At 62.8% G+C, this 24,515-nt stretch carries 24 protein-coding genes; 13 read left to right on the forward strand and 11 right to left on the reverse strand.

Annotated features, from left to right (window positions below):
• Position 1: 1 nt before the first annotated feature.
• The gene (locus tag BLT86_RS03665; protein WP_092374710.1) at positions 2-1,456 is read right to left on the reverse strand and encodes a TrkH family potassium uptake protein; all 1,455 of its coding nucleotides are present in this window, start codon (positions 1,454-1,456) and stop codon (positions 2-4) included.
• 148 nt (positions 1,457-1,604) lie between these two features.
• Between BLT86_RS03665 and BLT86_RS03670 the strand changes: the two genes are divergently transcribed.
• Complete coding sequence (locus BLT86_RS03670) at positions 1,605-1,976, forward strand: YkgJ family cysteine cluster protein (protein WP_037002400.1); 372 nt, start codon at positions 1,605-1,607, stop codon at positions 1,974-1,976.
• 444 nt (positions 1,977-2,420) lie between these two features.
• Positions 2,421-2,981, forward strand: a complete 561-nt coding sequence (locus BLT86_RS03675) for a nitroreductase family protein (protein WP_092374713.1) — start codon at positions 2,421-2,423, stop codon at positions 2,979-2,981.
• A gap of 12 nt (positions 2,982-2,993) precedes the next feature.
• On the opposite strand, the gene BLT86_RS03680 is transcribed toward BLT86_RS03675, so the two are convergent.
• The 5 genes from BLT86_RS03680 to BLT86_RS03700 form a co-directional block, all read right to left on the reverse strand.
• Entirely contained in the window at positions 2,994-4,322 is a 1,329-nt protein-coding gene (locus tag BLT86_RS03680; protein WP_092374716.1) for a sensor histidine kinase, read from the reverse strand.
• 64 nt (positions 4,323-4,386) lie between these two features.
• Positions 4,387-4,800 (reverse strand): Spy/CpxP family protein refolding chaperone, encoded by a 414-nt coding sequence (locus BLT86_RS03685; RefSeq protein WP_017677381.1) that lies wholly within the window; start codon positions 4,798-4,800, stop codon positions 4,387-4,389.
• 280 nt (positions 4,801-5,080) lie between these two features.
• Positions 5,081-5,758, reverse strand: a complete 678-nt coding sequence (locus BLT86_RS03690) for a response regulator transcription factor (RefSeq protein ID WP_090336721.1) — start codon at positions 5,756-5,758, stop codon at positions 5,081-5,083.
• A 3-nt stretch (positions 5,759-5,761) separates the two neighbouring features.
• Positions 5,762-6,136 carry a translation initiation factor 2 (IF-2, GTPase) gene (locus BLT86_RS03695; RefSeq protein WP_075746960.1) on the reverse strand — a complete coding sequence of 125 codons (375 nt, stop codon included), beginning with the start codon at positions 6,134-6,136 and terminating at the stop codon, positions 5,762-5,764.
• Positions 6,137-6,177: 41 nt separating this feature from the next.
• Positions 6,178-6,477 carry a YciI family protein gene (locus tag BLT86_RS03700; protein ID WP_003460961.1) on the reverse strand — a complete coding sequence of 100 codons (300 nt, stop codon included), beginning with the start codon at positions 6,475-6,477 and terminating at the stop codon, positions 6,178-6,180.
• Positions 6,478-6,594: 117 nt separating this feature from the next.
• On the opposite strand from BLT86_RS03700, the gene BLT86_RS03705 reads away from it, so the two are divergent.
• The 7 genes from BLT86_RS03705 to rluB all read left to right on the forward strand — a co-directional run bounded on the left by BLT86_RS03705 (position 6,595) and on the right by rluB (position 12,682).
• Positions 6,595-7,461 carry a PHP domain-containing protein gene (locus BLT86_RS03705; RefSeq protein WP_092374719.1) on the forward strand — a complete coding sequence of 289 codons (867 nt, stop codon included), beginning with the start codon at positions 6,595-6,597 and terminating at the stop codon, positions 7,459-7,461.
• Positions 7,462-7,474: 13 nt separating this feature from the next.
• Positions 7,475-8,101 (forward strand): L-threonylcarbamoyladenylate synthase, encoded by a 627-nt coding sequence (locus tag BLT86_RS03710; RefSeq protein ID WP_064494583.1) that lies wholly within the window; start codon positions 7,475-7,477, stop codon positions 8,099-8,101.
• A 71-nt stretch (positions 8,102-8,172) separates the two neighbouring features.
• Complete coding sequence (locus tag BLT86_RS03715) at positions 8,173-9,387, forward strand: tryptophan--tRNA ligase (protein ID WP_092374721.1); 1,215 nt, start codon at positions 8,173-8,175, stop codon at positions 9,385-9,387.
• 140 nt (positions 9,388-9,527) lie between these two features.
• The gene (locus BLT86_RS03720; RefSeq protein ID WP_162237625.1) at positions 9,528-10,226 is read left to right on the forward strand and encodes a segregation and condensation protein A; all 699 of its coding nucleotides are present in this window, start codon (positions 9,528-9,530) and stop codon (positions 10,224-10,226) included.
• A complete protein-coding gene (gene scpB / locus BLT86_RS03725) occupies positions 10,223-11,020 on the forward strand; it encodes an SMC-Scp complex subunit ScpB (RefSeq protein ID WP_055987129.1) in 798 nt (265 codons plus the stop codon). Before BLT86_RS03720 ends, scpB begins: the two co-directional genes overlap by 4 nt.
• A gap of 97 nt (positions 11,021-11,117) precedes the next feature.
• The gene (locus BLT86_RS03730; protein ID WP_017677373.1) at positions 11,118-11,300 is read left to right on the forward strand and encodes a DUF1289 domain-containing protein; all 183 of its coding nucleotides are present in this window, start codon (positions 11,118-11,120) and stop codon (positions 11,298-11,300) included.
• 224 nt (positions 11,301-11,524) lie between these two features.
• Positions 11,525-12,682 carry a 23S rRNA pseudouridine(2605) synthase RluB gene (gene rluB, locus BLT86_RS03735; protein ID WP_092374724.1) on the forward strand — a complete coding sequence of 386 codons (1,158 nt, stop codon included), beginning with the start codon at positions 11,525-11,527 and terminating at the stop codon, positions 12,680-12,682.
• Between the two features lie 104 nt (positions 12,683-12,786).
• Here rluB and BLT86_RS03740 read toward each other — a convergent pair whose 3' ends face one another.
• The 5 genes from BLT86_RS03740 to BLT86_RS03760 all read right to left on the reverse strand — a co-directional run bounded on the left by BLT86_RS03740 (position 12,787) and on the right by BLT86_RS03760 (position 17,751).
• Positions 12,787-13,713, reverse strand: coding sequence for a GGDEF domain-containing protein (locus tag BLT86_RS03740; RefSeq protein ID WP_092374727.1), 927 nt, complete (start codon positions 13,711-13,713; stop codon positions 12,787-12,789).
• Positions 13,714-13,955: 242 nt separating this feature from the next.
• Positions 13,956-14,696, reverse strand: a complete 741-nt coding sequence (locus BLT86_RS03745; protein ID WP_017677370.1) for a YciK family oxidoreductase — start codon at positions 14,694-14,696, stop codon at positions 13,956-13,958.
• A gap of 75 nt (positions 14,697-14,771) precedes the next feature.
• Positions 14,772-15,443 carry an N-acetylmuramic acid 6-phosphate phosphatase MupP gene (gene mupP / locus BLT86_RS03750; RefSeq protein WP_021489978.1) on the reverse strand — a complete coding sequence of 224 codons (672 nt, stop codon included), beginning with the start codon at positions 15,441-15,443 and terminating at the stop codon, positions 14,772-14,774.
• Positions 15,443-16,141: a bifunctional 2-polyprenyl-6-hydroxyphenol methylase/3-demethylubiquinol 3-O-methyltransferase UbiG gene (ubiG, locus tag BLT86_RS03755; protein ID WP_092374730.1), complete on the reverse strand. Its 699-nt coding sequence runs from the start codon at positions 16,139-16,141 to the stop codon at positions 15,443-15,445. Before ubiG ends, mupP begins: the two co-directional genes overlap by 1 nt.
• A gap of 290 nt (positions 16,142-16,431) precedes the next feature.
• Positions 16,432-17,751 carry a TRZ/ATZ family hydrolase gene (locus tag BLT86_RS03760; protein WP_092374733.1) on the reverse strand — a complete coding sequence of 440 codons (1,320 nt, stop codon included), beginning with the start codon at positions 17,749-17,751 and terminating at the stop codon, positions 16,432-16,434.
• Between the two features lie 160 nt (positions 17,752-17,911).
• Between BLT86_RS03760 and mtnA the strand changes: the two genes are divergently transcribed.
• The 4 genes from mtnA to pheA all read left to right on the forward strand — a co-directional run bounded on the left by mtnA (position 17,912) and on the right by pheA (position 24,281).
• Positions 17,912-18,988 (forward strand): S-methyl-5-thioribose-1-phosphate isomerase, encoded by a 1,077-nt coding sequence (gene mtnA, locus BLT86_RS03765; RefSeq protein ID WP_092374736.1) that lies wholly within the window; start codon positions 17,912-17,914, stop codon positions 18,986-18,988.
• Between the two features lie 224 nt (positions 18,989-19,212).
• Positions 19,213-21,981 (forward strand): DNA gyrase subunit A, encoded by a 2,769-nt coding sequence (gyrA, locus tag BLT86_RS03770; RefSeq protein ID WP_092374739.1) that lies wholly within the window; start codon positions 19,213-19,215, stop codon positions 21,979-21,981.
• A gap of 108 nt (positions 21,982-22,089) precedes the next feature.
• Positions 22,090-23,175 (forward strand): 3-phosphoserine/phosphohydroxythreonine transaminase, encoded by a 1,086-nt coding sequence (gene serC, locus BLT86_RS03775; RefSeq protein WP_092374742.1) that lies wholly within the window; start codon positions 22,090-22,092, stop codon positions 23,173-23,175.
• Positions 23,175-24,281 (forward strand): prephenate dehydratase, encoded by a 1,107-nt coding sequence (pheA, locus tag BLT86_RS03780; protein ID WP_197676092.1) that lies wholly within the window; start codon positions 23,175-23,177, stop codon positions 24,279-24,281. The genes serC and pheA overlap by 1 nt, the downstream gene beginning before the upstream one ends.
• Positions 24,282-24,515 lie beyond the last annotated feature (234 nt).

The following is a 24,515-nucleotide window of genomic DNA, read 5'->3' on the forward strand; positions in this document are numbered from 1 at the left end:
GTCAGTGTTTCCAGAAACTACGGGTGACCAGCACCAGTACGGTCAGAATTTCCAGGCGGCCGAGCAGCATGCCAGCACTGAGTAGCCACTTGGCTGAATCCGGCAGGCTGGCGAAGTTGCCGGCCGGGCCGATGATCGGGCCAAGCCCTGGGCCGACGTTGCACACCGCGGTGGCGGCGCCGGTCAGCGCGGTGACCCAGTCCAGGCCGACCAGGGTCAGGGCCAGGGCCAGCACACCGATGGTGATGGTGAAGAAGAAGGAGAAGGTGATCAGCGAGCGGACGATCTCTTCATCCAGGTTGTGATTGTTGTACTGCTGTTTGATCACCGCGCGCGGGTGCACCAGTTGCATCAGGTTGGCCTTGAGCAGCACGTAGGCGACCTGGAAACGGAAGATCTTCAGGCCGCCCGATGTCGAGCCGGAACAGCCGCCGACGAAGGTCAGGTAGAAGAACAGCAGCACGGCGAAACTGCCCCAGGTGGTGTAGTCGCCGAGGGCGAAGCCGGTAGTGGTGACCACCGAAGTGACGTTCACCGCGACAATGCGAAAGGCGTCGAGCCAGGCGTAGTCCGAGTTGATCCACAACCAGGTGCCGAATACCAGCCAGGTCAGCAGCAGAAAGCCGATGAAGCCGCGAACCTGATGGTCCTTGAACAGCGCCTGGCGATTGCCGCGGACAAAGGCGACATAGAGCATGAATGGCATGCCACCGAGCAGCATCAGCACGACTGCCGTCCAATGCACTGCCGGTTCTGGCCAGTGCGCCAGGGACGCATCGGAGGTGGAGAAACCGCCTGTGGAAATCGATGCCATGGAGTGGTTGATGGCGTCGAAAGGGCTCATGCCCGCAGCCCAGAAGGCCAGAAACCCGAGCAGGGTCAGGGCCAGATAAATCAGCAACAAATACTTGGCGGCCATGTGCGAGCGTGGCATGACCTTTTCGCCCCAGTCCGAGGATTCGGTCTGGAACAGGCGCATGCCACCCACGCGCAGCAGCGGCAAAATGGCGACGGCCATGCCGATGAAGCCGATACCGCCGAGCCAATGCAGCATCGAGCGCCAGATCAGAATACCGGGCGACATGTCATCCAGCCCGGTCAGTACGGTGGAGCCCGTAGTGGTAATGCCGGACATGGTTTCGAAGATGGCGTCGGTGTAGCTGATATGGGCGATCAGCATCATGGGCAGCGCGGCAAAGCTGCAAACCAAGGTCCAGCTCCCGGTCGTCAGCAGGTACATGTCACGCGGGCGTAACTGAGCGTTCTGCGGCCGACCGGGAATAACCAGGGCGAGCCCGGCGATCAGAGTGATCAGGCTGGACCAGAGAAAGGCATTGAGATCTTCAGGCTGCTCGAAGATCAGCAGGGTCAGCATCGGGATGGCCATGCTGATCGCCAGGGTAATCAGGAATATGCCGATGATGAAACCGATGATGCGCAGCGTCGGCAAGGCCATGTAGAGGGCTCTGGCGGGTTGGAAAATGCGCCATTCTACCTGCGGACGGGCGGCTGTAAACCGCAACGGTGGGGGCTTTACAAGCGCATCGCCGAGCATAGAATAGCCGCCAGTTGCCGACGTCCGTCGGTTTCCGAGTTCTCCTCAAATGTCCGAAGCTAATCCCTGCCTCACGTGCGGCGCCTGCTGCGCGTTTTTTCGTGTGTCCTTCTTCTGGGGCGAGTGCCAATCCGCGGGCGGTAGCGTTCCGGACGAGCAGGTCATCCAGATCAGCCCCCATTACGTCGCCATGCGTGGCACGGAGAGCAAACCGGCACGTTGCACCCAGCTGTTGGGCGACGTCGGTTGTGGTGTGCGTTGCACCATGTACGAACAGCGCTCGAGTAGCTGCCGCGAGTTCGAAGCGTCATGGGCGAACGGTGAGCACAACCCGCGTTGCGACGACGCGCGCAAGGCTTACGGTCTGCCACCGCTCACTCCGCCGGTGCAACCGGTGATATCGCCCGACCGGGTAGCCTGACGGTATCTCAAGCCGCAGGTGAAGCAGGGCATCGCCTGATGCTCATCTGGCAGGATACCCGAAGCGCCTTTGTGGGAGCCCCGCCCCGGGGCGAAGCTTTTGGCTTTGCGGTGTTCTTACGATTCGCCGCGAGGCGCGGCTCCTACAGGGTAGGCCGGCGCTTGCGGAGTTTGTGTAGGAGCCCCGCCCCGGGGCGAAGCTTTTGGCTTTGCGGTGTTCTTACGATTCGCCGCGAGGCGCGGCTCCTACAGGGTAGGGCGGCGCCTGCGGGGTTTGTGTAGGAGCCCCGCCCCGGGGCGAAGATTCTTGCTTTGCGATGTTCTTGCGATTCACCGCGAGGCGCAGCGCCTACAGGCTGATGCGCCGTCCCCCGCATACCGCTGAGCTTGCAGCTTGCAGCTTGCAGCATTGAGAATGCGCCATCTTTGTTTTTGGAGGTGGCCGATGGAGGCTCTCGACGCTCTGCTCAACCGTGTTTCCGTTCCTCGCCTGGTCGAACCAGCCCCGGATGCCGCGCAGCGTGACCTGCTGTTTCGCGCAGCCCTGCGCGCACCGGATCATGGCCAGCTACGTCCGTGGCGTTTTCTGACGGTCGAAGGGCAAGCGCGTGAGCGTATGGGTGAGCTGTTCGCCGAAGCCCTGCAGGTCGCCGATGCGCATGCTGCGCCGGAGGCGCTGAACAAGGCGCGTGGCATGCCGCTGCGCGCGCCATTGCTGGTGGTGGTGATCGCCCGGGTTCAGGCTCACCCCAAGGTACCCGCTTCCGAGCAGGTGATAGCAGCCGGCTGTGCCGCGCATGGCATGCTGCTGGCCGCCCATGCTCAGGGTGTCGGTGCGGTCTGGCGTACCGGCGACATGGCCTATAACGCCCATGTGGCCAAGGGGCTGGGGCTGGCGGCGGACGAGCAGATCATCGCCTACCTCTACCTTGGTACACCGGAGCGTGAGCTGCGCCGCGCCCCGGAGATCCGCGTCGAGGATTTTGTCCGCGCCTGGGAGGGCTGAGCGAAACGCGCTTCAGCCTGCCTGCTGCCTGGCCGGCAGGCTGAGCGTGGCGATGAAGCCGCCTTGCGGATGGTTGCTCAACAGCAGTTCACCGCCATGACGTTGCGCTGCCCGCCGCGCGATAGCCAAGCCGAGGCCGTGGCCGGAGCCGCTCTGGCCTGGTGCGCGGAAGAATGGTTTACCCAATTGCTCCAGGTGTTCGCTGGCGACCCCTGGGCCATGGTCGCGCACGCTCAGCGTTACGTTTTGCCCCTGGCATTGCACGCTGATGAGGACAGGTTGATCCGCAGGGCTGAAGCGCAAGGCATTGCGTAGCAGATTGTCCAGCGCGCGCTCCAGCATGTCTGGCCAGCCTTCCAGGCGTGCGCGCGGGTCGAGATCGATCTGCAGCTGTTGTTGCGGGGCGGTCAGGCGAGCGTCTTCCTGCAGGTTGCCGAGCAGGGCGGCCAGATCTACGGGCTGTGCGGCGCCCGGATCCGCGTCCAGGCGGGCCAGGGCAAGAATTTCGCTGATCAGCGCTTCCAGTCGATCACACTCCTGACTCAGGCGGGGCCAGAGCCTTTCTCGCTCCGCGGCATCGGCGCGCTCTGCCAGTGCCAGTGCAATACGCAGGCGCGCCAGGGGCGAGCGCAGTTCGTGGGAAACATCGCGCAGCAACTGGCGCTGGCTGCCGATCAAGCCTTGCAGGCGCTCGCCCATGCGGTTGAAGTCCTTGGCCAGTAGACCCAGCTCGTCGCGGCGCGTGGCCAGACGAGCCAGGCTGTTTTGTTGGTAGGCGGTCTGGCCGAGGTCATGCACGGCGCCGCGCAGGCGATCCAGCGGGCGGGTGATCGACAGCGTCAGCATCAGGCTGAACAGCGTCAGCACCACCAGGGCAATGGCGATGGCGCTGAGTGGCCAGAGCAGGCTGCCGCGGTGCCAGGCTGCCAATTCCGGGTGTGGAATACGGTAGATGAACAGGTAGCTTTCGCCGCTTTCCGGGCTGGTGTATTCGGCGGTCAGACGCCGCCATGGCAAGCGACGGTCGTCGCCGTGACGCGCCTCGAAGGCGGCAGCACGGGACGGAAAGGTGCCTTTGACCAGTTGCTGGCCGCTCTCGCCAAGCACCTGGGTGTCGATACGGTACTTGCGCTTGCGCTGTTCGAGAAAATCCTGGGCGGCGGCTGGCCCTTGCTGTTCATAGCGCTTGACCCACTTGCTATCGAGATCGTCAAGGCCTGGGTGCAGGCTCAGAATCCAGGCGTCCTGATTCAGGGCGCGGCCCAGCAGCAGCGACAGACCGGCCACCAGGGCGATGCCCAGCCAGAAGGTCGCCAGAATGCGCCAGAACAGTGAACGCACGGTGATTCCTCATGCAAAAGCCGCCGGGCTCAGGGAGCGCGGCGGCGTGTCTAGGGGGCGTCGATCAGTTGGTCTTGCTGTCCTTCTCGGCCTTCCAGGCCTTGAATTCGGCCATTTCTGCGCGGCGAGCTTCCATTTTCTTCTGGTGCTCGTCGAAGGCTTTCTGCTGCTCGGGGTTGAGCAGGTCACGCAGGGCCTTGTGCTGGTCGGCGCGAGCCTTGTCCAGTTCCTTCTTCATGGCCTGCTTTTCGGCTTCCGGCAGTTTGTCCAGGTAGCGCTTGGTGATGTCGCGATGGGTCTTCATCTGCTCGCCCATCAGTTTGCGAAACTCCTGGCGCTGTTCCTTGCTCAGGTTCAGCTCCTTGAACATGCCGTGGCCGCGATCATGGTGGCGAGGGCCGCCGTCTTGCATGGGCATGGCGAAGGCCAGGGTCGGCAGGGTGGCAGCGAGCAGCAGGGCGGTGAGGGTCTTACGCATGGTGATTCTCCTTGTCTTGAGAACCTGTTTTACGATCTAGCGAGCTAGAGTCATGCAAGGCGAAAACAGACGAGGAAGCGGAGTGTACTGTTGTACATGAGCATTCCGAGTCTGTTTTCAACGCAGCAGGGCCGACGCGCAGCAGGTCGTAAACAGGTTCCGAGGCCGGTAAGTACCGGATGGGCTCATTATGCGGCGGTCAAGGTCAAGGGCAGTCAGCTGTGGGTAAAGCTTGGGTAAAGGCGATGTTGCGGGTTATTTACGCTGCGCCAGGGAGCACTCACTGTGCGTAGTAATAGCCGCGGCTGCGCAGGGCGAGAATGCGTGGGCGGCCGTCCGGGTGCGGGCCGAGCTTCTTGCGCAGGTTGCTGACGTGCATGTCCAGGCTGCGGTCATACAGGGTCAATTTGCGGCCCAGGGCCAGTTGCGCCAATGCCTGTTTGTCCACCGGCTCACCTGGTTGGCGCAGCAGGGCTTCCAGCAGGCGGCTTTCGGAAAGTGTCAGGGGAACGTCATGCTCGCCAATGCTGACCACCCCGCGATTGGGGCTGAAGCTGAGGTCGCCCAGCTCCAGCTGGCTGCTGGCCGGCGCGGGCACGGTGCGGCGCAGCACGGCGCGCAGGCGCGCGGTCAGCTCGCGAGGGTCACAGGGCTTGGCCAGGTAGTCATCGGCGCCCAACTCAAGGCCGAGGATGCGGTCCAGTGGCTCACCCCGGGCGGAGAGCATCAGCACTGGCAGGTCCGGATGCTCGCCCCGTAGCTGCTTGAGCAACTCCAGGCCGCTGCCGTCCGGCAGCATCACGTCCAGCACCACAGCCTCGGGGGCTTGTGCGGCAAGTGCCTGACGGGCGCCAGCGGCTTCGTGGCAGGCCGTGACCTGAAAGCCTTCCTGGGTCAGCCAACGGCTAAGCAGCTCGCAGAGTTCCTGATCATCATCGATCAGCAGCAGTCGATTCATGGCTCAGTTGATCCACTCGCGACGGGTCTTGCGAGAGCCACGTAACAGGACGCCGAATAGCAGCGAGATCAGGCTCAGGGCGGCGCCCAGGGCGAACCAGGTCTGTTCCTCGCTGAGCAGCCGGGGTTGAGCCTGCGCCTGGCTTTCCTTGAGCTGCAGGCGCAGGCGCTGATTTTCCTGGCGCAGGCGCTGCAGTTGCACGGCGCTGCTCGCTTCCTGCTCATTGCGCAGTTGCTCACTCTGCGCCAGGCGCTGTTCCAACACCTGGCTGTCGACCGCAGCTGCAGGGACGGACGGCTGAGCGGGTTGTTCTTCTGCCTGTACCGAAGCACAGGTCAGCATCACGGTGACCAGCAGGGACAGCGGGATCGAGCGCATCGCGATTCCTTGTGTGCGAAAGCAGCGTGGGTGGCACTTCGTCAGGGCAGCACTTTCTTGAAGGGTTTGACCAAAACGTTGGCATACACGCCGGCTGTGCGGTACGGGTCGGCATCGGCCCATTGTTGGGCAGCTTCAAGGGAGTCGAACTCGGCAACCACCAGGCTGCCGCTGAAGCCAGCCGGGCCTGGATCATTGCTGTCGATGGCCGGGTGCGGGCCGGCCAGCAGCAGGCGACCTTCCTGCTTCAACTGCTCCAGACGAGCGAGGTGAGCTGGGCGGGTGGCCAGACGATTTTCCAGGGAGTTTTCGACGTCGGTGGCGATGATGGCGTAGAGCATCTCAATCCTTATTTAGGGTCGAAGCGGGGAGGGATGAAGCATTTTCGCCACATGGCAACAGCCTTGGCGCGGATGTGGGGCATAATAACAAACATCAATCTCAACGAAAGCGCCGCCATGATTGTCGATCTGCACTGCCACAGCACCGCCTCCGATGGCGCCCTGGCCCCCGCCGTACTGGTGGCCCGGGCGCATGAGCGTGGCGTTAGGCTGCTGGCACTGACCGATCACGACACGCTGGAAGGGCTGGATGAAGCACGCCGCACAGCGATGGCTCTGGATATGCAGCTGATCAATGGCATCGAGCTGTCGTGCACCTGGGGTGGAGCGACCATCCACGTGTTGGGCTATGCCTTCGAGCGCGAGGCGCCGGCGCTGTGTGCTGCCATCGATGCCTTGCACCATGGGCGCTGGCAGCGTGCGCAAGAGATCGACCGACGCCTCGCGGCCAAAGGTATGCCAGGCGCTCTGGAAGGCGCGCGGGCCGTTCAGCAGGAACTGGGCGATAGCGGCAATGCGCCGGCCCGACCACATTTCGCCGAATTTCTCGTGCGCGCCGGCCATGTGCGCGATCGCGCCGAGGCGTTTCGCAAGTGGCTGGGCTCGGGAAAGTTGGGTGACGTCAAGCAGCACTGGCCTATGCTGGAAGAAACCATCGCCACCCTGCGTTCGGCCAGAGCCTGGATCAGCCTGGCGCATCCGTGGCAGTACGACTTTACTCGCAGTAAGCGTCGACGCCTGGTGGCCGATTTCGCGGCGGCTGGCGGTCATGCCCTGGAAGTGGTCAATGGCATGCAGCCGGCCGAACAAGTCGGTTGCCTGGCGATTCTGGCGCGCGAGTTCGGCTTGATGGCCAGTGTCGGCAGTGATTTCCACGCGCCTGGCGACTGGTCCGAGTTGGGCATGTATCGCCCGTTGCCTGATGACCTGACTGCGCTCTGGGAGCGCTTCGAACATGCACAGCCATCCGCTGTCACTTCATGAGCTGGGAGCAAGTGTGAGTCAATTTTTCCAGGTTCACCCGGAAAACCCGCAGGCACGCCTGATAAAACAGGCCGTGGAAATCATTCGTGGCGGCGGCGTGGTGGTCTATCCGACCGACTCCTCCTATGCGCTGGGCTGCATGATCGGTGACAAGAATGCGGTAGAGCGCATTCGTCGCCTGCGTCAGCTCGACGACAAGCACAATTTCACCCTGGTCTGCCGGGACCTTTCGCAGATCGGCCTGTTCGCCAAGGTCGACACTGCAGCCTTCCGCTTGCTGAAGAATCACACCCCGGGTCCTTACACCTTCATCCTCAACGCCACCCGCGAGGTGCCGCGCATGTTGCTGCACCCCAAGCGCCGTACCATCGGCATCCGCGTACCCAGCCACCCGATCGCCCTGGCGTTGCTGGAGCAATTGGCCGAGCCGCTCATGAGCGTCAGCCTGATCATGCCGGGCGATGACTTGCCCATGTCCGACCCCTACGAAATGCGCCAGATTCTCGAGCACCATGTCGACCTGATCATCGACGGAGGTTTTGGCGGGCTGGAAGCGTCCACCGTGGTCAATCTTGCTGACGACAGCCCGGAAGTCCTGCGTGTCGGCTGCGGTGATCCGACGCCGTTCAGCGATCTCTGACACCGCCTTTTCCGTTGTGGATGCAGCTGCCCTATACTCCCTGGCCTTGTCTGGATTTTGGATAGAACGGTTTGAGCCTTAACGACTCCGAGCGTCGGGTGCTGTCAGGGATGCGTCCGAGCGGTCGTCTTCACCTCGGGCATTACCACGGCGTGCTGAAGAACTGGGTCAAGTTGCAGCACGAGTACGACTGCTTCTTCTGTATCGTCGACTGGCACGCCCTGACCACCGAATACGCCGATGCCGGCCAGCTTTCCCTGCACGTCATGTATATGGCGGTAGATTGGCTGGCTGCAGGCGTCAGCCCCAGCTCCGCGACGCTGTTCGTGCAGTCGCAGGTGCCGGAACACGCCGAGCTGCACGTGTTGCTGTCGATGATCTGCCCACTAAGCTGGCTCGAGCGCGTGCCCTCCTACAAGGAGCAGCAGGAGCACCAGGGCAGCAAGGATCTCTCCACCTACGGGTTTCTCGGTTACCCGCTGCTGCAGGCTGCGGATATCCTGCTGTACCGCGCCGGACAGGTGCCGGTGGGGGCCGATCAGCTACCTCATATCGAATTTGCCCGTGAAGTGGCGCGCCGCTTCAACCACCTGTACGGCAGCGAGCCGGATTTCGAGCTGAAGGCCGAAGCGGCCATCGGCAAGCTGGGCAAGAAGCTCGGCAAGCTCTACAGCAACCTGCGCAAAGCCTATCAGGAACAGGGTGACGTACAGGCGCTGGAGACGGCGCGGGCGCTGCTCAAGGAACAGACCAGCATCACCCTCGGCGACCAGGAGCGCCTGTACGGCTATCTGGAAGGTGGCGGCAAGGTGATTCTGAGCGAGCCGCAGCCGATTCTTGCCGAGTTTTCGCGGGTGCCTGGCCTGGATGGACAGAAGATGGCCAAGTCCAGCGGTAACGCGATATTCCTGCGCGATAGCGATGCCGAGCTCGAGGAAAAACTGCGGCGCATGCCCACCGATCCGGCACGTGTGCACCGTGACGATCCGGGTGAGCCGCAGCGTTGCCCGGTCTGGTCGCTGCATCAGCTGTACTCCGGTGACGAGCAATTGCACTGGGTGATCGAGGGCTGTCGTAGCGCCTCGATTGGTTGCCTCGACTGCAAGAGCGCGCTGTGCTCCTCTTTGCAGGCCGAGCTTGCGCCGCTGCAGCAGCGCGCCATCGACTACGAGGAAAGTCCGGATCTGGTGCGCAGCATCCTCGCCGAAGGCGCCGAGCGCGCGCGTGACGAAGCGCGCGAAACCCTGGCCGAAGTACGCATGGCCATGGGCCTGAATTACCGCTGAAGGAGCGCCAGTCGATGAGTGAGCCCGCCACGCCAACCCCGGACAGCCAGGCCGGCGCCCAGCAGGAGCTGCCGTTCGCCCTGGTTTATGGTGAGGCGGTCACCGAATTGCCGCTGGACCTGTACATTCCCCCGGATGCCCTGGAAGTTTTCCTCGAAGCCTTCGAGGGGCCGCTGGACCTGCTGCTGTATCTGATCCGCAAGCAGAACATCGACATCCTCGATATCCCGGTGGCCGAGATCACCAAGCAGTACATGGGCTACGTTGAACTCATGCATTCGGTACGTCTGGAGCTGGCTGCCGAATACCTGGTGATGGCCGCCATGCTGGCCGAGATCAAGTCGCGCATGCTGCTGCCGCGCTCCACCGAGGCCGAGGAAGAAGAGGACGACCCGCGCGCCGAGCTGATTCGTCGCCTGCAGGAATACGAGCGCTTCAAGGCCGCTGCCGAGGGGATCGACGAACTGCCGCGCGTTGGCCGCGACGTGACCGTGCCCAGGCTGGATGCACCCGAAGCCCGAGCGCGCAAGCTGCTGCCGGACGTCAGCCTGGAGGAGGTGTTACTGTCGATGGCTGAGGTGCTGCGCCGCGCCGACATGTTCGAAAGCCACCAGGTTACCCGCGAGGCGCTGTCCACCCGCGAGCGCATGAGTGAAGTGCTGGAGCGCCTCAAGGGCGGAGCCTTCGTACCTTTCGTCGAGCTGTTCACCGCCGAGGAGGGGCGTCTCGGCGTGGTGGTAACCTTCATGGCGGTGCTCGAATTGATCAAGGAATCCCTGGTCGAGCTGGTGCAGAATGAGCCCTTCGCCGTCATCCACGTCCGAGCCCGTGCCGAATGAACCTGAACGACCCCAAAGACCTGGCGCAATTGCTCGAAGCCTTTCTGCTGGCTTCCGGCAAGGCGCAGTCGCTCGATCGCCTCTTCGAACTCTTCGAAGAGGGCGAGCGGCCCGAGCCCGAGCAGTTCAAGGCGGCGCTGGAGATCCTCCGGCAGTCCTGCGAAGGACGAGCGTTCGAGTTGAAAGAAGTGGCTTCGGGTTATCGTCTGCAGGTGCGCGAGCGTTTCGCGCCATGGGTTGGCCGGCTCTGGGAAGAGCGCCCGCAGCGCTACTCCCGTGCGCTGCTGGAAACCTTGGCGCTGATCGCCTATCGCCAGCCCATCACCCGTGGCGAGATCGAGGACGTGCGCGGTGTGGCGGTCAACAGCAACATCACCAAGACCCTGCTTGAGCGTGAGTGGATTCGCGTGGTGGGCTATCGCGACGTGCCGGGGCGCCCGGCGATGTTCGCCACCACCAAGGGCTTTCTCGATCACTTCAACCTGAAAAGCCTCGACGAACTGCCGCCGCTCGCTGCTTTGCGCGAGTTGGAACCGGAGCCCGAGCTGGCGCTGGACGACGATGCCGAGGTGCCGGCAGGGCTGCAGGCGCGTGCCGATCTGGCCTTGCAGGAAGACGGCGAAGCCGCCGAGCCTCGCGAGGAAACCAGCTTCCGTAGCCTGCTGGCCGAGCTGGACGACATGGAACAGGGGCTCAAGACTGATTTCGATGACCTGCGTCTGGTAGAAGACGAAGAGGATGAAGCGGTCGAAGACGATCTGGCCGACCTGGACGGCGATCAGCCGTTGCATTGATATCGCTTAAGCCCTTTATCGAATACTTCAATCTCGCTGTTTGTCCCTCGGCCTTTATTCTTGCGCCCATCCGATCCTTTTTGGTTTAGGCGATCCAATGAGCAAGAGTCCGTGCATCAAGGTCTGTGAGTTCGAAAAGGACATCTGCCTGGGCTGCGGCCGCAGCCGTGAGGAAATCAAAGGCTGGAAACGCCTGGACAAGGGTGAGCGCCTGGCGCTGCTGGCCGAGGCCGATATGCGCTTGCTGGCGCTGGAGGCCACCGGAAGGCGCAAGTATTGACCGCATATCCGGTGTAGGAGCCGCGCCTCGCGGCGAATGGTGGGGGCGTCGATAGTACAAGGCTTGTGCGCAAAAGCTTCGCCCCGGGGCGGGGCTCCTACGATCCGGTGCTGTGTTCCTGCTTCTACCAGGCGACCGCCGCAGCATCGTCTACCCTATGGGCTCTACAGCGCGTATGATGCGCGCCCTTCGATCATCAACTACTACACCGGGAGGTGCCCACGATGACTGAGCACGAACAACCGCGTCCTGCAGGCGAGAAACTGCAGAAAGTCCTGGCCCGCCTCGGACTGGCTTCGCGTCGCGAAATCGAGACCTGGATCGCCGAAGGTCGGGTCAAGGTCAATGGCGCTGCTGCGACCCTGGGCCAGCGCGTCGATGCCAACGACGCCATCGCCCTCGATGGCCGCTTGCTCAAGCGCGAAGAAATCACCGGCTCGGTACGCCGCGTGCTGATCTACAACAAGCCGGACGGCGAGATCTGCACCCGTGACGACCCGGAAGGTCGCCCAACCGTCTTCGACCGCCTGCCGCGTCCCAAGGAGGGCCGCTGGATCAACATCGGTCGCCTCGACATCAATACCACCGGTCTGTTGCTGTTCACCACCGATGGTGAGCTGGCCAACCGCCTGATGCACCCCTCCTATCAGATGGACCGCGAATATGCGGTGCGCGTGCGTGGTGAAGTCACCGAGGAAATGCTGGAGAACCTCAAGAACGGCGTGATGCTCGAGGACGGTCCGGCCAAGTTCACCGACATCAAGGAAGCGCCCGGCGGCGAAGGCTTCAACCACTGGTACCACTGCGTGGTGATGGAAGGTCGCAACCGTGAGGTGCGCCGCTTGTGGGAGTCCCAGGGTCTGGTGGTGAGCCGCTTGAAGCGCGTGCGTTTCGGCCCGGTGTTCCTGACCTCCGAGCTGACCATGGGCCGCTGGCGCGAAATGGAGCAGCGTGAAGTGGACATTCTCAGCGCTGAAGTTGGCCTGACCCCGCAGGCACTGCCGGCGATGAAGGAAAAGACGCGCGAGAAGCTCGACCGCCTGCAGCGCAAATCGGCTAAACCGGTCGAGGTGCGTGGCAAGCGCGTGTTGCGTCCGGCGAAGGACGAGGCCGGTGCTGACAACGCTCGCCCGAGCCGCGCACCGCGCCGTGACGAGGCTGAGCAGCGTACACCGCGTGGCCCGCGTAAAGAGGGTGGTGAGCGCCGCGAGAATGGCCGTGGCACACCGGTGGCGGAGCGTCCGAGCGATGTGAAGAAGCGTCAGCCGCGCCCGGCCGTCGAGTTGTCCGAGCGTCCGGCGCGCAAGCCGCGTCCGGCAACACCCGGCAAGCGTCCGCCTGCCGGCGATGGTCAGCGTCCAGGCTTCGGCCGCAAGCGCTGATAAACGAGAAAGGGACTCTGCGGAGTCCCTTTTTTCATTCTGCTGTCTGGAAGGCAGCGTGAACCATTGTATTCAGAGCATTCCCGAATTAGGCGGGCAATATCTCAACCGGCCATGGACAGGCGGTTGCGGCCTTCGCGCTTAGCCACGAACAACGCGTTGTCAGCACGGCGCAGCAGGCTTTCGCCTGACTCGCCCGGCAGCAGGCTGGAACAGCCCAGGCTGATGGATACGTCGATGTGGCGGCCAGCATCCAGGCATTGTAGCTCCATCACCGCAAAGCGCAGGCGCTCGCCCACCAGCGCAGCGCCTTCGCGGTTGGTGCCGGAGAGAATCACCAGAAATTCCTCGCCGCCGTAGCGAAACACCATGTCGATGTTGCGCAGCTGGTTCTTCAGGGTCTGGGCGACTGCTTTCAGCACTTCATCGCCAAGCGCATGGCCGTGGTTGTCATTGATGCTCTTGAAGTGGTCGATATCGAGCATCAGCAATGACAACGGTTGCAGGTTGCGGCGGGCCAGATCCACCTCGCGCTGCAGCACCTGGTCCATGGCGATGCGGTTGCCAGTGTCGGTCAGTGGGTCGCGCAGCGCACTTTGCAGAGCCGTGCGGTAGAGCAGGGCATTGCGCAGTGGGAACAATAGGCTGGCCAGCAACGACTCCAGCTGAATCAGCTCCTCTTCGGAGAAACGCTGCTTGCGGCGGAAAATCAGCTCGCCCAGATATTCCCCTTCATGACTCAGGCGATAGCCTGCCGAGTGAGGCGCGCGCTCGCCCAGCTCGAGGCGCAGGTCGTGCGACGGATGCTGGAAAGCCAATGCATCGAGCGGCACCAGGCGCTGCACTTCGCGGAAGAACAGATTGAGGATTCGCTCCGCGTCCAGGCTGGTCTGCAGTTGCAGGCTCAATTGGTGGCGCAGCTCTACCAGGCTGGCGGGCTTGAGCGGCAGGTTGCGACTGCCGGTAAAGCCGAGACGCTGCAGCTTGGCGGCATCGAAATCGATGGTGTTGGATTGGCTGGGGGGAACCATGGAGCTGAACCTCTGGCGCTGATGGTGCGACGAGAGGGTTGGAGCGAATTTCGTGCCAGGTGGTTCAAGTGAGCTTAAAGTCTTGTGAAGTCAGTCACTTAGGTATTTTTTAAAGCGCTGATCGGCAAGGGGTTGCCGGTTGCCTGACGGCGATGCTGGCAATGTGCTGCCGCTTGGCAAGGACGGCGGCGGATTTTTGTCGTGCCATGGCTCGCTGACTGGCAGCGGGCCATGGTCGGTAGTTACTGGGCGTCGAACGCCTGGCCGTTGATGCCCTTGCTGTCCGGGCCCATCAGGTAGAGGTAGAGCGGCATGATCTCTTCCGGCAGTGGGCGGGTCGCCGGATTTTCCCCTGGATAGGCTTGGGCGCGCATGGCCGTGCGGGTAGCGCCCGGGTTGATGCTGTTGGCACGCACGTTGGCGATGCCGTCCAGCTCGTCAGCCATGACCTGCATCAGGCCCTCGGTGGCGAATTTCGAGACCGCGTAGGCGCCCCAGTAGGCGCGGCCCTTGCGACCGACGCTGCTGGAGGTGAAGGCGACGGAGGCGTCCTCCGACAGTTTGAGCAGCGGCAGCAGGGTGCTGCTGAGCATGAACATGGCGTTGACGTTGACGTGCATGACACGCATGAAGTTGTCGCCGGAGAGCTGCTCCAGCGGCGTGCGCGGGCCGAGGATCGAGGCGTTGTGCAGCAGACCATCGAGGCGGCCGAACTCGTTCTCGATCATCACCGCCAGTTCGTCGTACTGGTGCGGCAGGGCGGTTTCCAGATTGAAGGGGATCACCACCGGTTGCGGGTGGCCGGCCGCCTCGATCTCGTCATAAACCTGGCTCAGGTTGGCCTCGGTCTTGCCCAGCAGCAGCACCGTCGCGCCATGGGCGGCGAAGCTCTTGGCGGCGGCGGCGCCAATACCGCGGCCGGCACCGGTGATCAGGATGACGCGATCCTTGAGTAGGTCTGCGCGGGCGGTGTAGTCGAACATGTGAGGATCCTTCGGAGAACTCTTGAGGGTAGGGCGGGTGAAACCCGCCAAATTGGAGAATGGCGGCCTGTGCGATCAGCAACTGCACAGGGCGCGATCGAGCACCGCACGCAGTTCCTGGGGGTGGTCCACGACCACATCGGCGCCCCAGTTGCGTGGGTTGTCCTCGGGGTGGATATAGCCATAGGTCACCGCTGCCGTGCGGCAGCCTGCGGCGCGGCCGGATTCGATATCGCGCGCGTCGTCGCCGATGAACAGCACTTCCTCGGGCTTGACGCCCATTTGCTGGCAGGCGAGCAGCAGCATGTCCGGCGCGGGTTTGCTTTGCTCGACATGGTCCGGGCAGACCAGCACTGCCGAGCGCTCGGCCAGATTCAGGCCCTGCATGATCGGCTCGGCGTAACGCACCGGTTTGTTGGTGGCGACGCCCCACAACAGGCGCGCCTGTTCGATGTCGTCGAGCAGGGCTTCGATGCCGTCGAACGGGCGGGTGAGGACTGCGCAGTGTTCCTGGTAGCGCTCCAGGAACTCCTGGCGCAGGGCTTCGAACGCGGCGGAGTCCGGGTCTTCATCGAAAGCGCAGGCGACCATGGCGCGAGCGCCGCCGGATACCTGGTCACGTATGGCCTTGTCTGCCAGTGGCGGCAGGCCGCGAGTGGCGCGCATGGCCTGGGTGATGGCGATGAAGTCCGGCGCCGAGTCGAGCAGGGTGCCGTCCATGTCGAACAGTACAGCGCGCAAACGCATCAGTCTTTCCTCAGCGTCTGGATCATGTAGTTGACGTCAACGTCCGCCTCCAGCTTGTAGTGCTTGGTCAGTGGGTTGTAGGTCAGGCCGATGATGTCCTTGACCTCCAGCCCGGCTGCGCGGCTCCAGGCGCCGAGCTCGGAGGGGCGGATGAATTTCTTGAAGTCGTGGGTGCCGCGTGGCAGCAAACGCAGGATGTATTCGGCGCCGATCACCGCGAACAGGTACGCCTTGGGGTTGCGGTTGATGGTGGAGAAGAACACCTGGCCGCCCGGTTTGACCAGCGTGTAGCAGGCGCGGATGACTGAGGACGGATCGGGTACGTGTTCGAGCATCTCCAGACAGGTGACGACGTCGAACTGGCCTGGCATTTCCTCGGCCAGGGCTTCCGCGGTGATCTGCCGGTAGTCGACTTCCACGCCGGATTCCAGTTGGTGCAACCTGGCGACCGACAGAGGCGCTTCGCCCATGTCGATGCCCGTCACCGTTGCGCCGCGCTGGGCCATGGCCTCACTGAGAATGCCGCCGCCGCAGCCGACGTCGAGAACGCGTTTGCCGACCAGACCGACGCGCTCGTCGATCCAGTTGACCCGCAGTGGGTTGATGTCGTGCAGGGGTTTGAACTCGCTCTCGCGGTCCCACCAGCGGTGTGCCAGGGCCTCGAATTTGGCGATTTCGGCGCGGTCGACGTTGCTCATAAGCATCTCTATTCAAAGCATGGAAAGCGTACCGCCGCTATGTTGCCAGTTTAAGAACGGGCGTGGAGCGGCGCGGATTCGTTCAATGTATGTCAGTTTGTCGCAGTGGTTTGGGAATGTTGTCGCGCCCAAGGTTTATCCGCTGCTCATTTATTTTGTTGATACTCGGTCTGCCCCCTCTCCCATTTATGGGAGAGGGTTGGGGAGAGGGCCAGGCGAATAGCTCGGTGTTTCCTGGCCCTCTCCCCCGGCCCCTCTCCCGCAAGCGGGAGAGGGGGGGATAAGCAGTGTTACTTGCTGGCAATCCTGGTTCCCCATTCCCTGGCCTTGGCGATCAGCTCGCTTTCGTCCATGCGCGTCAGGCGGCCGTCTTCCAGCAACGGCTTGCCACCAACCCACAAATGCTTCACGCAGTCGCGGCCGCTGGCGTAGATGAGCTGCGATACCGGGTCGTAGATCGGTTGCTGGGCCAGGCCGGAAAGGTCGAAGGCGACCACGTCGGCCAGCTTGCCCAGTTCCAGTGAACCGGTCTGTGTTTCCAGTCCCAGTGCGCGAGCGCCATTCAAGGTAGCCATGCGCAAGGCGCTGTGAGCGTTCAGGGCGGTAGCGGAGCCGGCGACGGCCTTGGCCAGCAGGGCGGCGGTACGGGTTTCGCCGAGCAGGTCGAGGTCGTTGTTGCTGGCGGCGCCATCGGTACCGATGGCGACATTGACGCCAGCCTGCCATAGGCGCTCGACCGGGCAGAAGCCGCTGGCCAGTTTGAGGTTGGATTCAGGGCAGTGCACGATGCTGCAATTGTGCTCCACCAGCAGTGCTAGATCCTCGTCATCGATCTGCGTCATGTGCACCGCCTGGAAACGCGGGCCGAGCAGGCCGAGGCGGGCCAGGCGGGCCAGTGGGCGTTCGCCGTGCTTGGCGACGGCTTCGGCCACTTCCAGGGCGGTTTCGTGCACGTGCATATGAATGCCGGCATCCAGCTCGTCAGCCAGTACGCGAATCTGTTCCAGCTTGTCGTCGCTGACCGTGTAGGGCGCGTGGGGGCCGAAAGCGATGCGGATGCGTGGGTGCTGCTTGAGGTCATCGAACAGTTGCAGGCCCGTGCGTAGGGCTTCGGCGGCATTGAGTGCGCCGGGTACCGGGAAGTCCAGCACGGGAACGGTGATCTGCGCGCGCATGCCGGCGTTGTGCACGCGTTCGGCGGCGGTCTGCGGGTAGAAGTACATGTCGGAGAAGCAACTGATGCCGCCCTTGATCTGTTCTGCGATAGCCAGATCGGTGCCGTCGCGGACGAAATCCTCGTCGACCCACTTTCCTTCGGCAGGCCAGATATGCTCGTGCAGCCAGGTCATCAGCGGCAGGTCATCGGCAATGCCGCGCAAAAGCGTCATCGCGGCGTGGCCGTGGGCGTTGATCAGGCCTGGGGCGAGCAGGCATTGCGGCAGCTCTCGCACTTCCGTTGCCGGGTGGCGCAGCGCCTCGGCACGTGGCGCGATCAGTGCGATCTGCCCGTCGCGAATGCCCAGGCCATGGTCGCGTAGCACCACGCCGGCCGGCTCAACGGGCACCAGCCAGGTGGGCAGGAGCAGCAGGTCGAGAGGGGCTTCGGGCATGGGGGGTTGTCCGTCTGGCTTGATCGATGCAAGGAAGGTCGCCAGTGTATAGATGAACGCACCCGGCTTGAAGTCGTGAGGGCGAGCAGGATTGTTCGGCTGGTCTTGGTCGGTCTGCGTATAATCCGCGATTTTTTGGCGGTGACAGATGGAGTGCGCGATGCGCGAGCAATTGCTGGCGGTGGAGAAGGTTCAGGCAATCGAGTGGCGCGATGGTGCGTTGCACCTGCTCGATCAGCGCCTGCTGCCGCATCAGCAGACCTGGCTGCGTTTCGACTCTGCCGCCGAGGTGGCTGATGCGATTCGTGACATGGTGGTGCGTGGTGCGCCGGTTATTGGCATTGCTGCTGCCTATGGGCTGGTGCTGGGTGTCCGTGCTCGTCTAAAAGACGGTGGTGACTGGCGTGAGGCGCTGGAGGCCGATTTTGCCTATCTCGAGCGCTCGCGCCCGACTGCGGTAAACCTGTTCTGGGCTCTGCAGCGCATGCGTGAGCGCCTGGCAAGACTCAAGGATGGCGACGACATCCTGGCGCTACTGGAGGCTGAGGCGGTGGGGATTCACCTCAGCGACCGTGAGGCCAACCTGACCATGGCGCAGTTGGGCATGGAGCTGATTCGCAAGCATCAGGGCAATCCGCAGGTGCTGCTGACGCACTGCAATGCCGGTGCCCTGGCGACCGGCGGCTTTGGCACCGCGCTCGGGGTGATCCGTGCGGCGTATCTGGAAGGTTTGGTCGAGCAGGTCTATGTCGATGAAACCCGCCCCTGGCTTCAGGGCGCGCGACTGACGGCCTGGGAATTGGCGGGTGACGGCGTGCCGGTCACGCTCAATGCCGATGCAGCGGCGGCTCACCTGATGAAGACCAAGGGCATCACCTGGGTCATCGTCGGCGCTGATCGCATCACCGCTAACGGTGATGTGGCCAACAAGATCGGCACTTATCAGTTGGCGGTCAACGCCATGCACCACGGCGTGCGGCTGATGGTGGTGGCGCCAAGTTCGACCATCGACATGAATCTGGAAAGTGGCGAGGACATCCTGCTCGAAGAGCGCGATGGCCTTGAGTTGCTGGAAGTGGCGGGGCATCGGGTCGCGGCCGATGTACATGCCGTCAATCCGGTGTTCGATGTGACGCCGGCTGATCTGGTTGACTACATCGTGACCGAGAAAGGCGTGGTCGAACGTCCAGATAGCGCCAAGCTGGCGCAGTTGATGTGCCGCAAGCGCCTGCATTGAACCTGCCATGCGCGCGCCGTCGCGGGGTAGGTGTGTAGCACGCTTTGTGGTAATCTCCGGCAGTTTTCAAGGGGGCTGACTGCAGCCTCCTTCACTGCATCGAATCGTGACATAACTCGTTGATTTGTCGTGAGTCGCTGATGGCCTGAGGCTATCGCGACGAGCTCCATGGCGTTCAGGAAGAATGACGCGGAGTTTCACCAGAAAAAGGAACCAGGCTTCTCATGGGCGAACTGGCCAAAGAAATCCTCCCGGTCAATATCGAAGACGAGCTGAAACAGTCCTACCTCGACTACGCGATGAGCGTGATCGTCGGGCGTGCGCTGCCGGATGCGCGCGATGGCTTGAAGCCGGTACACCGTCGTGTGCTCTACGCCATGAGCGAACTGGGCAACGACTGGAACAAGCCCTACAAGAAATCCGCCCGTGTGGTCGGTGACGTGATCGGTAAATACCACCCGCACGGCGACACCGCGGTGTACGACACCATCGTGCGTATGGCGCAGGACTTCTCCCTGCGCTACCTGCTGGTCGACGGTCAGGGCAACTTCGGTTCGGTGGACGGCGACAACGCCGCGGCCATGCGATACACCGAAGTGCGCATGACCAAGCTGGCCCACGAGCTGCTGGCCGACCTGGAAAAAGAAACTGTCGACTGGGTGCCCAACTACGACGGCACCGAGCAGATCCCTGCTGTCATGCCGACCAAGGTGCCGAACCTGCTGGTCAATGGCTCGTCCGGTATCGCCGTGGGCATGGCCACCAACATCCCGCCGCACAACCTCACCGAGGTCATCGACGGCTGCCTGGCGCTGATGGACAACGCCGAGCTGACCGTCGATGACCTGATGCAGTACATCCCCGGCCCTGATTTCCCCACAGCGGGCATCATCAACGGCCGTGCCGGCATCATCGAGGCCTATCGTACCGGCCGTGGGCGCATCTACATCCGCGCTCGCGTCGAGGTCGAGGATATCGACAAGGTCGGCGGTCGCCAGCAGCTGGTGGTCACCGAGCTGCCGTACCAGCTGAACAAGGCGCGTCTGATCGAGAAGATCGCCGAGCTGGTCAAAGAGAAGAAGATCGAAGGCATCACCGAGCTGCGTGACGAGTCCGACAAGGACGGTATGCGCGTGGTGATCGAACTGCGTCGTGGTGAAGTGCCGGACGTGGTGCTGAACAACCTGTACGCCCAGACCCAGATGCAGAGCGTGTTCGGCATCAACGTCGTGGCGCTGGTCGACGGTCAGCCGAAGATCATGAACCTCAAGGACATGCTTGAGGTGTTCATCCGTCACCGCCGTGAAGTGGTGACCCGCCGTACCGTTTACGAGCTGCGCAAGGCGCGTGAGCGCGGCCACATCCTCGAAGGCCAGGCGGTAGCGCTGTCGAACATCGATCCGGTGATCGAGCTGATCAAGGCCTCGCCGACGCCGGCCGAAGCCAAGGAGCGCCTGATCGCCACTGCCTGGGAATCCAGTGCGGTGGAAGCTATGGTCGAGCGCGCGGGCGCCGACTCCTGCCGCCCGGAAGGGTTGGATGCGCAATACGGTCTACGTGACGGCAAGTACTACCTGTCGCCGGAGCAGGCTCAGGCCATCCTCGAATTGCGCCTGCACCGCCTGACCGGCCTGGAGCACGAGAAGCTGCTGGCCGAGTACCAGGAAATTCTCAACCTGATCGGCGAGCTGATCCGCATCCTGACCAACCCCGAGCGCTTGATGGAAGTCATCCGCGAGGAGCTGGAGAAGGTCAAGGCCGAGTTCGGTGATGCCCGTCGTACCGAGATCGTCGCCTCGCGTCTGGACCTGACCATTGCCGATCTGATCACCGAAGAAGAGCGTGTCGTCACCATTTCCCACGGCGGCTACGCCAAGAGCCAGCCGCTGGCGGCCTACGAGGCGCAGCGTCGCGGTGGCAAGGGCAAATCGGCCACTGGGGTCAAGGACGAGGACTACGTCGAGCACCTGCTGGTTGCCAACAGCCACGCGACCCTGCTGCTGTTCTCCAGCAAGGGCAAGGTGTACTGGCTGCGTACCTTCGAAATCCCTGAGGCTTCGCGTGCTGCGCGCGGTCGTCCGCTGGTCAACCTGCTGCCGCTGGACGAGGGCGAGCGCATCACCGCGATGCTGCAGATCGACCTTGAGGCGCTGCAGCAGAGCGCCGGCGCAGACGAAGATCTTGATGATGAAGGCGTGGTGATCGAAGGCGAAGCCACCGAGGTGGTCGAGGCCGAGGAAGTCGAAGAAGTCGAGGGTGAAACCCCTGAACTGGTTGCCGAACCGACCGGCGCCTTCATCTTCATGGCCACCGCCTTCGGTACCGTGAAGAAGACCCCGCTGGTGCAGTTCAGCCGTCCGCGTAGCGCCGGTCTGATTGCCCTGAAGCTGGAAGAGGGCGATACCCTTATTGCTGCCGCCATCACCGACGGCGCCAAGGAAGTCATGCTGTTCTCCGACGCTGGCAAGGTGCTGCGCTTCGCCGAGAGCAAGGTGCGTACCATGGGTCGTACTGCTCGTGGCGTGCGTGGCATGCGCCTGGCCAAGGATCAGCAACTGATTTCCATGCTGATTCCGGAGTCTGGTGCGCAGATCCTCACCGCCTCCGAGCGTGGCTTCGGCAAACGTACCGGCCTGGGCAAGTTCCCGCGTCGCGGTCGTGGCGGCCAGGGCGTTATCGCCATGGTCACCAGCGAGCGTAACGGCAAGCTGGTGGGCGCCATCCAGGTGCAGGACGGCGAGGAAATCATGCTGATTTCCGACCAGGGCACTCTGGTGCGGACCCGTGTCGACGAAGTCTCCAGCTCGGGCCGTAACACTCAGGGCGTGACCCTGATCAAGCTGGCCAAGGACGAGACCCTGGTCGGCCTGGAGCGTGTGCAGGAGCCGACTGCGGTGGACGAGGATGAACTGGTCGAAGGCGAAGAGGGCACTGAAGCCGCCGAAAGCGCCGAAGCACCAGTCGCCGACGCCGAGGAAGGCAGCGAAGAGTGAAGTCGGGCTCTGTGGGAGGGGCTTTAAAAACTCCTCCCACAGACACGGTGACAGTGTGGACATGCCATCGCCTGGTGGTGGCGTTCTGTGAATCTGAGAGAGACAGACGTGAGCAAGCGAGCTTTTAACTTCTGCGCCGGCCCGGCCGCGCTGCCGACCGCTGTACTGCAACGCGCCCAGGCCGAGATGCTCGACTGGCAAGGCAAGGGCCTCTCGGTGATGGAGATGAGCCATCGCAGCGACGAGTACGTGGCCATCGCCAGCCAGGCCGAGCAGGACCTGCGTGATCTGCTCGCTGTACCCAGTGACTACAAGGTGTTGTTCCTGCAGGGCGGTGCCAGCCAGCAGTTCGCCGAGATTCCGCTGAACCTGCTGCCGGAAGGCGGCGTGGCCGATTACGTCGAAACCGGCATCTGGTCGAAGAAAGCCATCGAAGAGGCGCGTCGTTACGGTGCCATCAACGTCGCCGCCAGTGCCAAGGCGCACGACTATTTCGCCATTCCCGGTCAGAACGACTGGCAGTTGTCGAAAGACGCTGCCTACGTGCATTACTGCAGTAACGAGACCATCGGTGGTCTGCAGTTCGACTGGGTGCCGCAGACCGGCGATACCCCGTTGGTCGCCGACATGTCCTCGGACATCCTCTCGCGTTCGCTGGATGTTTCTCAGTTCGGCCTGATCTACGCCGGTGCGCAGAAGAACATCGGCCCGAGCGGTCTGGTGGTGGTGATCGTCCGTGAAGACTTGCTCGGTCGCGCCCGTTCCAGCTGCCCGACCATGCTCGACTACAAGATTTCTGCCGATAACGGTTCGATGTACAACACCCCAGCGACCTATTCCTGGTACCTCTCCGGCCTGGTCTTCCAGTGGCTTAAGGAGCAGGGCGGTGTCGAGGCGATGGAGCGTATCAATCGCGCCAAGAAGGACCTGCTGTACAAGGCCATCGATGACAGCGACTTCTATAGCAACCCCATCGCCCACAACGCGCGTTCCTGGATGAACGTGCCGTTCCGCCTGGCCGACGAGAAACTGGACAAGGCCTTCCTGGCCGGCGCCGATGAGCGCGGCCTGCTCAACCTCAAGGGGCATCGTTCGGTAGGCGGCATGCGCGCCTCCATCTACAACGCCGTGGGTATGGATGCGGTCGAGGCGTTGGTGGCCTACATGGCCGAGTTCGAGAAGGAGCATGCCTAATGACGGATGTAATCTCCGAGCAGGAACTGCAAGCGCTGCGCGTGCGCATCGATAACCTCGACGAGCGCATTCTCGAGCTGATCAGCGATCGCGCGCGCTGCGCTGAAGAAGTCGCCCGCGTTAAGATGAAGGAGCTGAAGGAAGGCGAATCGCCGGTCTTCTATCGTCCTGAGCGCGAGGCTCAGGTGCTCAAGCGCGTGATGGCGCGCAACCAGGGCCCGCTCGGTAACGAGGAAATGGCGCGGCTGTTCCGCGAGATCATGTCCTCCTGCCTGGCGTTGGAAAATCCGCTGAAAGTCGCCTACCTCGGCCCTGAAGGTACCTTCAGTCAGGCCGCAGCGATGAAGCACTTCGGTCATGCGGTGATCAGCGTGCCCATGGCTGCCATCGATGAAGTGTTCCGCGAAGTGGCCGCTGGCGCTGTCAACTTCGGCGTGGTGCCGGTGGAGAATTCCACCGAAGGCGCGATCAACCACACCCTCGACAGCTTCCTCGAGCACGACATGGTCATCTGTGGCGAAGTCGAGCTGCGCATTCACCATCACCTGCTGGTCGGCGAGACCACCAAGACCGACAAGATCACCCGCATCTACTCCCATGCCCAGTCGCTGGCACAGTGCCGCAAGTGGCTCGATGCGCACTACCCGAACGTCGAGCGCGTGGCGGTTTCCAGCAACGCCGATGCGGCCAAACGGGTCAAGAGCGAGTGGAACAGCGCGGCCATCGCCGGCGACATGGCGGCCAACCTGTATGGCCTGACCAAGCTGGCGGAAAAGATCGAGGATCGCCCGGACAACTCCACGCGTTTTCTCATCATCGGCAGCCAGGAAGTGCCGCCGACCGGCGACGACAAGACCTCGATCATCGTCTCCATGCGCAACAAGCCGGGCGCGCTGCATGAGTTGCTGGTGCCGTTCCACAATAACGGCATCGACCTGACTCGCATCGAGACTCGTCCTTCGCGCAGTGGCAAGTGGACCTACGTGTTCTTCATCGACTTCGTCGGCCACCACCGTGATCCGCTGATCAAGGATGTGTTGGAGAAGCTCGCTCAGGAAGCTGTAGCGCTGAAGGTATTGGGCTCTTATCCGAAGGCGGTGCTCTGAGGTAAAGCCCCTCACCCCCGGCCCCTCTCCCGAGGGAGAGGGGGGATGTACGGTGGGGTTTGATCAATCATGTGCAGTCAGTGAGATCGTTAGCCTGGAGATAGATTTCAACCCTGCGCTGTTTTGCTTGTCCTCCTTCTCCCAAGCGAGAGCGGAGGTGTACGGTGGGGTTTGATCAAGTGTGTACAACTTCATGATCTTCGTGGCGAAGAGATTGCGGCCTAGCGCGGCCTT

The organism is Pseudomonas sihuiensis (genome assembly GCF_900106015.1).
Classification (GTDB): domain Bacteria; phylum Pseudomonadota; class Gammaproteobacteria; order Pseudomonadales; family Pseudomonadaceae; genus Aquipseudomonas; species Aquipseudomonas sihuiensis.

Bases quoted from the DNA above. Each gene is read 5' to 3' on its own strand.
- BLT86_RS03665 (WP_092374710.1), bottom strand. From the start codon at position 1,456: ATGGCCTTGCCGACGCTGCGCATCATCGGTTTCATCATCGGCATATTC.
- BLT86_RS03670 (WP_037002400.1), top strand. From the start codon at position 1,605: ATGTCCGAAGCTAATCCCTGCCTCACGTGCGGCGCCTGCTGCGCGTTT.
- BLT86_RS03675 (WP_092374713.1), top strand. From the start codon at position 2,421: ATGGAGGCTCTCGACGCTCTGCTCAACCGTGTTTCCGTTCCTCGCCTG.
- BLT86_RS03685 (WP_017677381.1), bottom strand. From the start codon at position 4,800: ATGCGTAAGACCCTCACCGCCCTGCTGCTCGCTGCCACCCTGCCGACC.
- BLT86_RS03690 (WP_090336721.1), bottom strand. From the start codon at position 5,758: ATGAATCGACTGCTGCTGATCGATGATGATCAGGAACTCTGCGAGCTG.
- BLT86_RS03695 (WP_075746960.1), bottom strand. From the start codon at position 6,136: ATGCGCTCGATCCCGCTGTCCCTGCTGGTCACCGTGATGCTGACCTGT.
- BLT86_RS03700 (WP_003460961.1), bottom strand. From the start codon at position 6,477: ATGCTCTACGCCATCATCGCCACCGACGTCGAAAACTCCCTGGAAAAT.
- BLT86_RS03705 (WP_092374719.1), top strand. From the start codon at position 6,595: ATGATTGTCGATCTGCACTGCCACAGCACCGCCTCCGATGGCGCCCTG.
- scpB (WP_055987129.1), top strand. From the start codon at position 10,223: ATGAACCTGAACGACCCCAAAGACCTGGCGCAATTGCTCGAAGCCTTT.
- BLT86_RS03730 (WP_017677373.1), top strand. From the start codon at position 11,118: ATGAGCAAGAGTCCGTGCATCAAGGTCTGTGAGTTCGAAAAGGACATC.
- rluB (WP_092374724.1), top strand. From the start codon at position 11,525: ATGACTGAGCACGAACAACCGCGTCCTGCAGGCGAGAAACTGCAGAAA.
- BLT86_RS03740 (WP_092374727.1), bottom strand. From the start codon at position 13,713: ATGGTTCCCCCCAGCCAATCCAACACCATCGATTTCGATGCCGCCAAG.
- BLT86_RS03745 (WP_017677370.1), bottom strand. From the start codon at position 14,696: ATGTTCGACTACACCGCCCGCGCAGACCTACTCAAGGATCGCGTCATC.
- mupP (WP_021489978.1), bottom strand. From the start codon at position 15,443: ATGCGTTTGCGCGCTGTACTGTTCGACATGGACGGCACCCTGCTCGAC.
- ubiG (WP_092374730.1), bottom strand. From the start codon at position 16,141: ATGAGCAACGTCGACCGCGCCGAAATCGCCAAATTCGAGGCCCTGGCA.
- BLT86_RS03760 (WP_092374733.1), bottom strand. From the start codon at position 17,751: ATGCCCGAAGCCCCTCTCGACCTGCTGCTCCTGCCCACCTGGCTGGTG.
- mtnA (WP_092374736.1), top strand. From the start codon at position 17,912: ATGCGCGAGCAATTGCTGGCGGTGGAGAAGGTTCAGGCAATCGAGTGG.
- gyrA (WP_092374739.1), top strand. From the start codon at position 19,213: ATGGGCGAACTGGCCAAAGAAATCCTCCCGGTCAATATCGAAGACGAG.
- pheA (WP_197676092.1), top strand. From the start codon at position 23,175: ATGACGGATGTAATCTCCGAGCAGGAACTGCAAGCGCTGCGCGTGCGC.